Origin of the sequence: Nonomuraea sp. NPDC001636, from assembly GCF_040298265.1 — a bacterium.
Taxonomy (GTDB): domain Bacteria; phylum Actinomycetota; class Actinomycetes; order Streptosporangiales; family Streptosporangiaceae; genus Nonomuraea.
In genome coordinates, this window is sequence record NZ_JBEOZT010000053.1 from 25,078 (window position 1) to 37,427 (window position 12,350).

12 protein-coding genes are annotated in these 12,350 nt (G+C 72.2%); 4 read left to right on the forward strand and 8 right to left on the reverse strand.

All coding sequences use genetic code 11. The features are described from left to right. Window positions 1–7: 7 nt before the first annotated feature. Entirely contained in the window at window positions 8–1,705 is a 1,698-nt protein-coding gene (locus ABT158_RS49195) for a serine/threonine-protein kinase (protein WP_352366069.1), read from the forward strand. A gap of 4 nt (window positions 1,706–1,709) precedes the next feature. On the opposite strand, the gene ABT158_RS49200 is transcribed toward ABT158_RS49195, so the two are convergent. The 4 genes from ABT158_RS49200 to ABT158_RS49215 form a co-directional block, all read right to left on the reverse strand. After that, entirely contained in the window at window positions 1,710–3,353 is a 1,644-nt protein-coding gene (locus ABT158_RS49200) for an acetolactate synthase (RefSeq protein ID WP_352366071.1), read from the reverse strand. Window positions 3,354–3,416: 63 nt separating this feature from the next. Continuing rightward, window positions 3,417–4,196, reverse strand: coding sequence for a DUF4097 family beta strand repeat-containing protein (locus tag ABT158_RS49205; RefSeq protein ID WP_352366073.1), 780 nt, complete (start codon window positions 4,194–4,196; stop codon window positions 3,417–3,419). Then, complete coding sequence (locus ABT158_RS49210) at window positions 4,193–4,846, reverse strand: response regulator (protein WP_352366075.1); 654 nt, start codon at window positions 4,844–4,846, stop codon at window positions 4,193–4,195. The genes ABT158_RS49205 and ABT158_RS49210 overlap by 4 nt, the downstream gene beginning before the upstream one ends. After that, window positions 4,837–5,997, reverse strand: a complete 1,161-nt coding sequence (locus tag ABT158_RS49215) for a sensor histidine kinase (protein WP_352366077.1) — start codon at window positions 5,995–5,997, stop codon at window positions 4,837–4,839. Before ABT158_RS49215 ends, ABT158_RS49210 begins: the two co-directional genes overlap by 10 nt. A 135-nt stretch (window positions 5,998–6,132) precedes the next feature. On the opposite strand from ABT158_RS49215, the gene ABT158_RS49220 reads away from it, so the two are divergent. Then, the gene (locus tag ABT158_RS49220) at window positions 6,133–6,708 is read left to right on the forward strand and encodes a hypothetical protein (protein WP_352366079.1); all 576 of its coding nucleotides are present in this window, start codon (window positions 6,133–6,135) and stop codon (window positions 6,706–6,708) included. On the opposite strand, the gene bioD is transcribed toward ABT158_RS49220, so the two are convergent. Then, on the reverse strand, window positions 6,705–7,412 hold the full coding sequence (gene bioD, locus ABT158_RS49225; protein WP_352366081.1) for a dethiobiotin synthase: 708 nt from the start codon (window positions 7,410–7,412) through the stop codon (window positions 6,705–6,707). The genes ABT158_RS49220 and bioD overlap by 4 nt on opposite strands. Before the next feature lie 35 nt (window positions 7,413–7,447). Beyond that, window positions 7,448–8,167 carry a GntR family transcriptional regulator gene (locus tag ABT158_RS49230; protein ID WP_125648113.1) on the reverse strand — a complete coding sequence of 240 codons (720 nt, stop codon included), beginning with the start codon at window positions 8,165–8,167 and terminating at the stop codon, window positions 7,448–7,450. A gap of 463 nt (window positions 8,168–8,630) precedes the next feature. Between ABT158_RS49230 and ABT158_RS49235 the strand changes: the two genes are divergently transcribed. Next, window positions 8,631–10,100, forward strand: a complete 1,470-nt coding sequence (locus tag ABT158_RS49235; RefSeq protein WP_352366083.1) for a histidine kinase N-terminal domain-containing protein — start codon at window positions 8,631–8,633, stop codon at window positions 10,098–10,100. Window positions 10,101–10,284: 184 nt separating this feature from the next. On the opposite strand, the gene ABT158_RS49240 is transcribed toward ABT158_RS49235, so the two are convergent. Beyond that, on the reverse strand, window positions 10,285–10,539 hold the full coding sequence (locus ABT158_RS49240; protein WP_113705541.1) for a WhiB family transcriptional regulator: 255 nt from the start codon (window positions 10,537–10,539) through the stop codon (window positions 10,285–10,287). 275 nt (window positions 10,540–10,814) lie between these two features. After that, window positions 10,815–11,780 carry a diacylglycerol/lipid kinase family protein gene (locus ABT158_RS49245; protein ID WP_352366086.1) on the reverse strand — a complete coding sequence of 322 codons (966 nt, stop codon included), beginning with the start codon at window positions 11,778–11,780 and terminating at the stop codon, window positions 10,815–10,817. 89 nt (window positions 11,781–11,869) lie between these two features. On the opposite strand from ABT158_RS49245, the gene ABT158_RS49250 reads away from it, so the two are divergent. Then, a complete protein-coding gene (locus ABT158_RS49250; protein ID WP_352366088.1) occupies window positions 11,870–12,253 on the forward strand; it encodes a hypothetical protein in 384 nt (127 codons plus the stop codon). The last annotated feature ends 97 nt before the right edge of the window (window positions 12,254–12,350 follow it).

Genomic DNA, 12,350 nt, shown 5'->3' on the forward strand with positions numbered 1-12,350 from the left:
GGGAGTCATGGTGGCCCAAGGCACGACGCTGGCGGGGCGGTATCGACTGGATACCCGCATCGGCGCCGGCGGCATGGGCGAGGTGTGGCGAGGCGAGGACATCGTGCTCGCCCGCACCGTCGCCGTCAAAGTGCTGCTCCCAGGCCGCATGGATGATCGGGGATTCGTCGCCAGGTTTCAGGGGGAAGCCAGGGCGATGGCCACGATCAACCATTCCGGCGTGGTCGACGTCTACGACTACGGGGTGAGCGGCGACACCGTCTACCTCGTGATGAAGTTCGTGGACGGGGAGCCGCTCGACCGGCTGCTGGCCCGGCTCGGCCGGATCCCGCCGCAGGCGGCCATGGAACTCATCGCGCAGGCCGCCTCGGCCCTGCAGGCGGTGCACGACCAGGGAATCGTGCACCGCGACGTGAAACCGGGCAACCTGCTCGTCCAGCGCGACGGCACGCTGGTGCTCACCGACTTCGGCATCGCCCGTTCCGACCTGGCCAACCGGCTGACCGACGCCGGCATGGTGCTCGGCACGGCCGCCTACTGCGCGCCCGAGCAGGCCGAGGGGGCGCCCGTCACCCCGGCCGTGGACATCTACGCCCTCGGCGTGGTCGCCTACGAATGCCTGGTGGGACAGCGGCCGTTCGACGGTGACAGCGCGGTCACGATCGCGCTCAAGCACATCCGCGAGGCCCCGCCACCGCTGCCCGCCGACATCCCGCCGCAGATCCGGACGCTGGTGGAGGTGGCGCTGTCGAAGGACCCCGCCCGGCGTTTCCCGACGGCGAAGGCCATGAGCGAGGCGGCCCGCGCGGCCGGGCAGGGCCAGGCGATCACGCCGGTGGCCGAGATCGCGCCGCCCGCCACGGGCGCCACGATGGCCGCGCCGCCCGAGTCGTACCAGACCGGTGCCTACCAGGCGGGCCACTCCCAGCCGACGGGCGTCCACCAGCCGGGCCAGCCGCCCGCCTACCCGGGAGGGCAGCCGCCGGCCGGAGCCGGCGGGTTCCAGACCGGGGCGCACCTGCCGGCCTCGGCGGAGGAGACCACCGCCGCCGTCGGCGAGCGCCGTCCGGGCGGCCGCCGCGCCGCCAAGGCGCCACGCAGGACCGGCCTGGTCGTCGGCCTCGCGGTCGCGGTGGTGCTCGGCGTGGGCGCGGGGGCGGTCGCGCTGACGGGCATGGTGCCCGGCACGCCGACGCCGACCGTCACGGCCTCCAACGACGGCAACAGCGACGACATCCCCGGCCCGACGAAGACCGGCCCCACGAAGCCACCCAAGTCCACGCGGACCCCCACGAAGACGGCCCTGCCGCCCACCACCAGGCCGCCCACGCACGCCGAGACCGAGGAGCCGGCGGAGACCGAGGAGCCGACGACCACGCCCACCACCACCCCGACCACCACGAAGGAGCCGACCAAGTCGCCGTCGAGCACGCCGACGCCGACGGTCAAGAACATCACGGTGCCCAAGGTCGCCGGGCAGCCCTTCCTCAAGGGCCAGGAGATGGTCGAGGCGGCGGGACTGCAGGTGCACGTCCGCGACTCGTCCGTGACCACCGACGACCCCGCCTGCCGCAGGATCACCAAGACGGTGCCGGCCGGCGGCACGGTGGTCCCGGAGACGAAGGTGGTCACGCTCTACGTCATCGACGGCATCTGCACGACGCCGTCGCCGTCGCCGTCCCCCACGGCGACGCCGAAGTCGTAGGAGGTCAGATCCCCGTGGTGTTGCGGGGGTAGGCGATCTGCGGGTCGGTGGCGATGTTCACCATGTACGGGATGCCGGAGTCGAACGCCCTGCGCAGCGCCGGCCCGATCTCCGACGGCTTGGTGACCAGCTCGCCGCCGCCGCCCAGCGCGGTCACGACCTGGTCGTAGCGGCACTGCGGCTGGAGGTCGGCGGCCACGTCGTAGCCGTACAGGAACCGCATGGGGTGCTTCTCCAGGCCCCACATGCCGTTGTTGCCGCAGATCATGACGACCGGCAGCCGGTGGCGGACGAGGGTGTCGACGTCCATCAGGGAGAAGCCGGCGGCGCCGTCGCCGAGCAGGAGCACGACCTGCGAGGACGGGCGGGCCAGGCGGGCGGCGATGGAGTAGCCGAGCCCGGTGCCGAGGCACCCGTACGGGCCGGGGTCGAGCCAGTTGCCCGGCTGCTTCGGCTCGACGTACTTGCCGGCGTAGGAGACGAAGTCGCCGCCGTCGCCGATCACCACGGCGTCGTCGGCCAGGACCTTGCCCAGCTCGCCGTAGATGCGCATGGGGTGGATCGGGTCGGTGTCGGCGGCCAGCAGCCCGGCGTCGTCCTCGATCGCGGCGGCGGCGGCCTCGGCCAGCGTGGAGGCCCAGGAGGCGTACGAGCTGGGCTTGACCCCCGCGTCGCCGCAGGCCGCGCCGAGGCTCCAGAACACCACCGACAGGTCGCCCGCGGCCTTGGCGGCGGGCTGCATGTGGGTGGCGAGCTGCGAGGGCGCGTCGGCGATGTGCACGACGCGGGCCGGCGCGCCGTCCTTGCCGCCGAACGAGCCGTAGCCGAGCCGGAAGTCGAGCGGGGCGCCGATCACGATGACCAGGTCGGCCTGGGAGAAGGCCAGGCCGCGGGCGCGGGTGACGAGCAGCTCGTGCCCGGCGGGCAGGATGCCGCGGCCCTGGCCGTTGGGGATGACCGGCAGCCGCCAGGTCTCGGCGAAGTCGCGCGCGGCCTCCTCGGCCCGGTCCATCCACACGTCGGAGCCGTAGACCAGCACCGGGCGCTCGGCCTCGGACAGCAGCCGGGCGATGGCGGCCAGGTCGTCGGGGTCGGGCTCCAGCGGCGAGGGCGACTGCGTGTGCACCTCGTGGGCGGGCGAGGGGGCGAACAGGTGGTCCATGTAGAAGTCGAGGAAGACCGGGCCGCGCTGGGGCGCGACGGCGGTGCGGAAGGCCGACTCGACGTCCTGGCCGATCGAGTCGGCGCCGGAGGCGGTGAACGACAGCTTGGTGATCGGGCCGAGCAGCGGCGGGTGGTCCATCTCCTGGAGGGCGCCGCTGCCCCAGCGCGACTGCGGCGCGCGGCCGCCCATGACGACCACCGGCGAGCCGTTGAAGTGCGCGGTCGCGATGCCGCTGACGCCGTTGGTGATGCCGGGCCCGGCGGTCAGCACGGCCAGGCCGGGCCTCCTGGTCAGCCGGGCCGTCGCCTCGGCGGCGAAGACCGCGCTCTGTTCGTGGCGCACGTCGAGGATGCGCATGCCCTCGTGGACCGCGCCGTCGTACAGCGGGAAGACGTGGCCTCCCGAGAGCGTGAACATGGTCTCGACGCCGTAGGCCTTGGACACGGCGACGGCGACGTCACCGGCGTGCTTCGCAGACTCCATGCCGGGAACTTACCAACCAGTGATAAGAGTAAACAGATCTCAAGAGTTGCGTCCGGCCACGCCCTAGCCCTGTCCGCAGCAGACGCGGACCGAGCCCAGCGGCGCCCGCGCCTCGATCTTCCTGGGCGCGCCCGTCACCGCGTCGACCTCCACCTCGGTGCGGCGGCCCTCGGTCGTCACGTCGTAGGTCTCCGGCGGCAGCCGCAGCTCGACGTCGCCGGTGGCCCGCGCGACGGCTCTGACCGTGAGCGGCGGGTTGGCGAAGTCGAGCCGTACGTCGCCCGAGCCGGTCTCGACGTCGGCCTGGCCGCCGAGCATGGCGTTGCCGGAGACGGACCCGGAGCCGGACCTGGCCCAGACCTCGCCGGTGACCCCGTCGGCCCGCACGTTCCCCGACACGGTCGTCAGCCGCACGGCGCCGACCACGTTGCTGACCCCGAGGTCGCCGACGGTCGTCCGGGCCTCGACCCCGGTCTCGAAGGGCACCAGCAGCGTGTAGTCCGCCCGGCACACCGGGCCGTCCGGCCGGGGCGCGGTTCCGCACCGGATGTCCAGCCGCAGGGTGTCGCCGTTCCAGTCCTCGGTGATCACCGGCCGGTCGATCGAGGTCCAGCCGACGGACCGGGCGATCGTCAGCTCTCCCGCGGGGCCCGGCACGATCTCGACGTTCACCTCGCCGCTGCCCGTGGTGACCTTCAGCGTGTCCAGCGCGAACGGGACCGTCCTGGCCCGCGTCTCCTGCGGCGCGGTGGCGCGGGCGAACCCGTTCCAGACCAGCAGGACGGACAGCAGCAGGGCGGCCACCGTCGCCAGGGTTCCCGCCGTCAGCCAGATGGTCCTCACGGCATGCTCCTGATCTTGAGGAACTGCAGGACGGCGAGGACCCGGCGGTGATCGCCCTCCGCGGGGGACAGGTCGAGCTTGGTGAAGATGTTGCCGATGTGCTTGCCCACGGCCCCCTCGCTGAGCACGAGGGCCTGGCCGATGCCGGCGTTCGAGCGGCCCTCGGCCATGAGCTTGAGCACCTCGTGCTCGCGGGGCGTCAGCCGTTCCAGCGGGTCGCTGTCGCCGCGCAGCAGGAGCTGGGCGACGACCTCGGGGTCGAGGGCGGTGCCGCCGCCGGCGACCCTGCGCAGGGCGTCGATGAACTCGGCCACGTCGGCCACCCGGTCCTTGAGCAGGTAGCCGACGCCGCCGGCCGCCGTGGACAGCAGGCGGGCGGCGTAGCGTTCCTCGACGTACTGGGAGAGCACCAGCACGGCCAGGCCGGGATGCTGGCGGCGCAGCACGAGAGCCGCGCGCAGCCCCTCGTCGGTGTGCGTGGGCGGCATCCGGACGTCGGTGATCACCAGCTCCGGCCGGTGCTCCTCCACGGCCCGCAGCAGGCCCTCGGCCTCGTCCACGGCCGCCACCACCCGCATGCCGGACGCGTCGAGCAGCCGGATCAGCCCCTCGCGCAGCAGGACGGAGTCCTCGGCCAGCACTACTCGCACGGCAGTTCCACCTCGATCGTGGTCGGCCCGCCGAACGGGCTGGACAGGCGTAGCGTCCCGTCCACGGAGTCGATGCGCTGGGCCAGGCCGCGCAGGCCGGTGCCGCCGTCGAGCCGGGCGCCGCCGCAGCCGTCGTCGTGGACGAGCACGTGCAGGCGGTCGCGCTCGCGCCGGACCGTCACCTCGGCCCTGGTCGCGGCGGCGTGTTTGGCGATGTTGGTCAGTGCTTCGGACACGATGAAGAAGGCCACCGCCTCGATGGTCGGGGAGGCACGCCGGTCGATGTCGACGCGCAGGCGTACGGGGAGAGGGGCGCGGGCCGCGACGCCGGACAGCGCCGCGTCGAGCCCCTGGTCGTTGAGCACGGCCGGATGCAGGCCGCGGACGAAGTCGCGCAGCTCCTTGAGCGCCTGCTTGGCCTCCTCGTGGGCCCGCTCGATCGCCTCACGGGCGGGCTCGGGCAGGTCGGTGAGGGTGGCCCTGGCCAGGCCGAGGTTCATGGCGAGCGAGACCAGGCGCTGCTGGGCGCCGTCGTGCAGGTCGCGCTCGATCCTGCGGCGCTCGGCGTCGGCGGCGTCGATCACGCCGGCCCGGCTCTCGGTCAGCGTCTCGATGCGCTGCCCCAGCTCGGAGCGGCTGGGCCCGAGCAGCGTGCGCGCCACCGACAGGTCGAGCGCCGCCATGCCCCTGGCCAGGACCGGGGCGAGCAGCAGCAGCGCCAGGCCGGTCGCCGTGGAGATCCCAGCGATGACCGGATTGCGCAGATCGACGAGGAACACCAGCGGCGGCGCCTGCACCCGCGGCGGCACGAACGACAGCAACCCCACCACGGCCGCGCCCCACGCCAGCGCGACGAGGAAGGCCGCCGCCGCGCCCACGAAGGGCGACAGCAGGTGGTAGGCGATCTGCCGCCAGGTGGCCGCCCGGCGCCAGCCGGCCGGCGCCACCGGCGGCGGGATGCGGACGTCGAGGAAGGCCGCGAACCTGGACCGCTGCACCCGGGTGAACACCGGGACGCCGCGCCGCAGCAGCGGCGGGGCCACGGCCAGCAGCAGCGTGAGCCCGCCGAGCACCACGGCGACCGGCAGCCCGATCATCACATGGGACGTGTCGAGCCAGGCACGCGCCGACCAGGGACGGGGGACTTTCATGCGTCAAAGGTATTGACCCACCAGACCCTCAGGAAATGGGCCTGGTGTGCCGGTGGACGGTAGAGCTAACCCCACCCTCGAACAATTGCCGCGCACCGAACATCTCACTCCCAAAGAGACCAAGGGGAGGTTCGGATGTTCGCAGCAGGGGTCGCCGCGCTGGCGGCCGCGTCCACGGTCCTGGGCGGGTTACCGCACGGCATGTTGTTCCTGGAGAAGCACCCGCCCGCCAAGCAGTGGGAGACCTACACCGTCAAGAACTCCGCCACGCTGCCGCTCCAGCTCGACCCGTGCCTGTCGCACCGGCGGCGGGACGGCGGCCGGCTGATGGCGCGGGCCGTCCTGTACTCCAGCGAGGACGAGATGAAGTACGAGCAGCTCGTCGTCTACCGGAGCGTCCGGGACGCCGAGGCCGCCATGCGCGTCCTGCGCGCGGACCTCAGGCGCTGCGCCGACGTGGGCAAGGGCGTCAACCGCCACCGCTATTTCACCAAACCCCTGCACGTGGGCGACGACGGCCTGCGCGCCGGCGGCCGGTTCTTCGAGAGCGGCGAGCACGCGGTCGCGGTCAGGCGCGGCGCGGCCCTCTACATCGCCGGCGAGTCGGCCTGGCCCACCAGGAGCCTGCCGCTCAAGGGCTTCCGCGGGCTGATCGACCAGGCGCGCCGGATGACCGTCAAGGTCTGCCGCCTGCCCGAGGCCGCCTGCTAGAGCACCCCCACCCGCCGCTTGAAGGCGGACGGGTCGAAGGAACCGCCCAGCGTCGCGCCCAGCCCCTCGCGCGCCAGCCGGGCGAACGCCTCGCGGCCGAGTCGCCCGGCCCCTTCGGGCAGCACTCCCGCCAGCGGCCGCGCGGCCAGCATCTCCAGGTCGGCGACGTTGCTCCGCTCGATGATCCCGGTCTCCCGCGGCCAGCGCCCGATCACCACGCCCGCCGGGTCGAGCCCCCGGTGCGCCAGCGCCTCCAGGGTCAGCGCGGTGTGGTTGAGCGCCCCGATCCCGGCCCCCGCCACGACCAGCACCTGCGCGCCCACCAGCCGGGCCAGGTCGGCGATCGTCGCGCCGTCCTCGTCGAAGCGCACCAGCAGGCCGCCGGTGCCCTCCACGACGACCAGCCGGTTGCTCTCGGCCAGCTCCTCGACGAACCGGGCGGCGGCCGTCAGCGACACCGGCGGCACCCCGGCCACCCGGGCGGCGGCGGCCGGCGAGAGCGGTTCGGCGAAGCGCGCCAGCTCGAACGTGGTGCTCACCCCGGAGAGCCGGATCACCTCGTCGAGGTCGCGCCCGTCGCCGGTCTGCGCCGGCTTCACCACGGCGACGGACGCCCCCCGCTCCCTGGCCAGGGCGGCCACCGCGGCCGTCACGACGGTCTTGCCCACGCCGAAGTCGGTGCCGGACACGACGAGAACGCTCATCGTCCCAGCCTAGAAGCCGCCGCCCGCCATCCCGGTCAGGGACGCCGCAGGCGCGTGACGAACTTGTACCGGTCGCCGCGGTAGAGGGACTGCGCCCACTCCACCGGGTGGCCGTCGGCGTCGAAGGCGTGCCGGGTCAGCAGCAGCATCGGCAGGCCGACGTCCACGCCCAGGGCCTTGGCGTCGTACGGGGTGGCGAGGACGGTCTCGATGATCTCCTCGGCGTCCGTGAGCCGTACGTTGTAGGCGTTGTGCAGCGTCTCGTACAGGGAGGCGTGCACCTCCAGCTCCCGCCGCAGGCGGGGGAAGCGCCGCGCGGACAGGTGGGTGGTGTCGATCGAGACCGGCTCGCCGTTGGCCAGCCGGAGCCGGTGGATGCGCAGCACCCGGCCGCCGGGGTTGATGGCCAGCCGCCGCGCCAGGGCCTCGTCCGCGGTGATGTAGCCGATCTCCAGGATCTTCGTGTCCGGCTCCAGGCCGGCCGTGCGCAGGTCGCCGATGTAGGAGGTGAGCTGGAGCACCTGCGCCACCTTCGGCTGGGCCACGAACGTGCCCTTGCCCTGGATGCGCAGCAGCCTGCCCTCCACGACCAGCTCGGTCAGCGCCTGGCGGACGGTGGTGCGCGAGGTCTCGAACCGCACGGCCAGCGTGCGCTCGGGAGGCAGGGCGGTGCCCGCGGGCAGGCTCTTGGTGAGCTCCAGAAGACTGCGTTTCACGTCGTAGTACTTGGGAACGCGGGGGCCGTCGTCGGTCACGCTCTCACCTTCACTTCTGGCACGGCGGTGAGGGCGTGTCTGATCACCGCGAGATCATCGGAACTCATATCGGCCCGAGCGGTCAACCACCTGGGAGGACGGCATATCCGCACGGAGCGCGCACACCGCCAAGTACGCGCGAATCCGGGCAGCTCAGACTGATTGTGAAGGATATCCACAGCTGCGTGCGCGATCGCAACCGAGGCCGGTGTCAGGCCCGCGTCGTCGAGGAGCCACCTGCCCGTGTCGATCACCTCCGGCAATGCCCGTGAAGCCCCGTCATGGGGATCGGGCGATCCCGCCGTGTGACGGTTCTCACAGTACGAGATTCCCCGAAAGTCGCGCCCGGTGCACGGCGACGCACCCGTGCCGCCCGCGTGCGGCGTCCTCACCGGGCAGGAGCTGCGCATTCGATCAGGGGGTCGGTTTGGCTGTTGGCGGCGAAAGCACGCATGATGCACTCGTGCCGACTCTCAGCGACCTCGTCGCCCGCCACACCGCACTCGACGAGGCGGACCTCGACTGGCTGCACTCGCTGGTCTCCGACTGGCAGCTGCTGGCCGACCTGTCCTTCGCCGACCTCATCCTGTGGGCGCCGCTGCTCGGTGAGAACGGCTGGATCGCCATCGCCCAGATGCGCCCCACCACCGGCCCCACCGTCTACCACGACGACATCGTCGGCAGCGTGGCCGCCAAGGGCGAGCGCCACCTCATCGACACCGCCTGGAACGAGCGCCGCATCTGCCGCGAGGGCGATCCCGACTGGTCCACGGGCGTCCCGGTGCGCGAGGAGACGATCCCGGTGCGCCGGGCGGTCGACAACGGCGAGGGCCGCTTCCTCGGGGTGATCCAGCGCTCCACGAACCTGTCCTCGGCGCGCACCCCGTCCAGGCTTGAGCTGACGTATCTCCAGAGCGCGTCCGACCTGGCGCAGATGGTGGCCGAGGGGCGTTTCCCGTTCTCGGGGGAGGAGCCGATCCTGGTGCGCTCGCCGCGCGTCGGCGACGGCCTGCTGCGGCTCGACCGGGCCGGGCGCGTCACGTACGCCTCGCCCAACGCGTTGTCGGCCTACCGGCGGCTGGGCCTGCACGCCGACCTGGTCGGCGCCGAGCTGGGCCGGGTGACGGCGACGTTGTGCTACTCCGACGAGCCGATCAACGAAGACCTGATGATCGTGGCCAGCGGGCGCGCGGCCAAGGAGACCGAGGTCGAGTCGGGCGGCACGATCGTGCAGCTCAGAGCCATCCCACTGATCGTCGGCGGCGGCCGCATCGGCGCGCTCGTCCTCATCAGGGACGTCACCGAGCTGCGGCGGCGCGAGCGCGAGCTGATGACCAAGGACGCCACGATCCGCGAGATCCACCACCGCGTGAAGAACAACCTCCAGACGGTCGCCGCGCTGCTGCGGCTCCAGGCGCGCCGCCTGCAGGTGCCCGAGGGCCGCGAGGCGCTGGAGGAGGCCGTGCGCCGGGTCGGCTCGATCGCCATCGTGCACGAGACGCTGTCGCACGCGCCGGAGGAGTTCGTCGACTTCGACGAGATCGCCGACCGGGTGATCGCGATGGCGGGCGAGGTGTCGGCGGCCGAGGCTGCGGTCACGCCGCGCCGGGTGGGCGCGTTCGGCGTGCTGCCCTCGCTCATCGCCACGCCGCTGGCCATGGCGCTGACCGAGCTGCTGCAGAACGCGTTGCAGCACGGGCGTCCCAAGCGGATGGAAGTGCTGGTCGAGCCCGCCCCCGACCGGCTGAACGTCACCGTCTGGGACGACGGGCGCGGCCTTCCCGCGGACTTCGACCTCGACAAGTCCACCAGTCTGGGGCTGCAGATCGTCCGCACGCTGGTGGAGGGGGAGCTGTCGGGCAGGCTGACGATCGAGCCGCGGGAGGGCGGCGGCACGCACGTCGGGTTGTCGATCCCGTTGCCGTCCGCCTGACGAGTCCGCCGGGCCGGGCGACCGTCGTCGAGGGCGGCGCCCGGTCCGTGCGAGCCTGGCCGCCGCGTGCACGACGCGACGGGGTCTTGGCGGAAACGTCGATCACGCCAAGCTGGGCGGCTCCTGCGGGGAAGGCAGGGTCGATCGGAGGTGGATCAGACGGGGCGGATCAGGGTGGGGCAGATCAGGCCGAGGCGCGGGCGCGGGCGCGGGCGGTGCGGCGCTTGAGGGCGCGGCGCTCGTCCTCGCTCAGGCCGCCCCAGACGCCGGCGTCCTGACCGGACTCCAGCGCCCACTTCAGGCAGGCGTCGACGGCCGGGCAGGACCGGCAGACCTGCTTGGCCTCTTCGATCTGCATCAGGGCGGGGCCGGTGTTGCCGATCGGGAAGAACAGCTCGGGGTCCACGTCACGGCAGGCAGCTCGGTGGCGCCAGTCCATGCGTCCACTCCTTAGTAGATGGAACCTTTGGTCGGCTCCGTGCGGCTACTACTTTGTGAAGAGTTTCACTAACTCGCGCGAACAATTACCCGCATCCAGGTGTTGGACCGGGGTTGTCCGCCTGACGACCGGAGGGCCTTGGGGTTGTTAAAGGTCCTACGTTCCGACGTCAGTCTTGAGCCTTCCAGCCACGCAGAGTGCACGCAAGGGGGTTGGGGCGAAGTTTTGGCGGTTATGGATGTCGGATGCGTCACACAATGACCGAATGTAACCAGCTAGACCAGAACTTGTAACGCGTTCGGGGTAGACCGGAACGTTACGGATTCGCGTTCGCCCAGGTAGTCCCCGTCCAGCTGGAAGGCCACGGGACGGTCGGCGGCGAGGGTGAACTCGGCCTCGTCGTGCAGCTGGACGAGGTGTCTGCCGGACGGGACGGCGTCACTCTCCGTGAGGATCTGCCGGATCAGCCCGGCGATCTGCACGGGCCCCATCCGCCTCAGCCCGAGCAGGTCGAGCCCGGTCTCGAAGCTGGCCCACGGCGTCGGCGTCACCGGCTTGGCCCCCAGGTACGTCCACGGCGAGGTGTTGGAGATGATCGCCATGAACACGCCCTCGGCCGCCGGGATGCCCGGCCCGGTCAGGGTCATCGGGGGGTGCCGTTTGTCCGTGGCCAGATAGTGCCGCAGAGCCGTGTTCACATACCGGGCGGGCGTGGCCTTCCTCCCGGTGCCGCGCAGGCCCTCCACGGCCCGTACGACCTCGGCGTCGTAGCCCATGCCCGCGCAGAACGTGAAGTACCGGCTCTCTCCCTCCCAGAGCGCGTGACCCAGGCCCACGGTCCGGCGCCGGCCCTCTCTCAGCGCCTCCAGGACCGCGCCGGTGGCCTCGACCGGGTCGTTCGGCAGGCCGAGAGAGCGGGCGAACACGTTCGCGCTGCCCCCGGGGATCACGATCAGGCCGGGACGGCCGGAGCTCGGGTCGTCGGCCGGCGGGACGTCGTGGCCGTCGACCGGGTTGAGCAGGCCGTTGACGGTCTCGTTGATCGTGCCGTCGCCGCCGAGCACCGCGACCACGTCGAAGCCCTTGGCGCGGGCCGTGGCCGCCAGCGTCGCGGCGTGCCCCCGGTAGCCGGTCTCCTCCACCGACAGCTCCACGGCCGCGCCCAGCGCGCGGATCAACACGTCCCTCGTGCGGGCGTTGGTGGTGGTGGCCTTGGGATTGACCAGCAACATTGCGCGCATATCGCCAGCGTAGTCGCTGATCGCCGACCCGCTCGGGGTGGGGGAACATCCCCGGCGGGACCGGACCCGGGGGCGGATAGGGTTTGGCTGTGTCGAAGCGTCCGTGGAGTTTGCTCGTCGCCGCCGTCGTCGTGGCCCTGGAGGGGCTCATCGCGCTCGGGCTCGGGATCTACGTCGCGGTGGAGACGGTGGTGAGCACCCCTGACAGTCTCACCACGGCCATCGCGGAGTCGGCCTTCGGGCTGCTGATCGGGGCCGGGCTGCTCTGGGTCGCCTGGGGCGGCCTGCTGCGGGCGGAGCGGTGGGGGAGGTCGCCCGGCGTGGTGGCGCAGATCTTCCTGCTGCCCGTCGGGGGCACGCTCATCCAGTCGGGTCAGCCGCTGATCGGCGTGCCGCTGGTCGTGCTGGCCCTGACCGGGCTGGGGGCGCTGTTCGCGCCCCCCACCACCCATGCGCTCTACGGGGACGGTTAGTCCCAATGCCGGGAAGTTAAGACGGCTGGCGGTCGAGTCAAGGTGTTCGGCCGAACCTGGGACATGAGAACGGAGATCCAGTAGAACGGGTGATCTT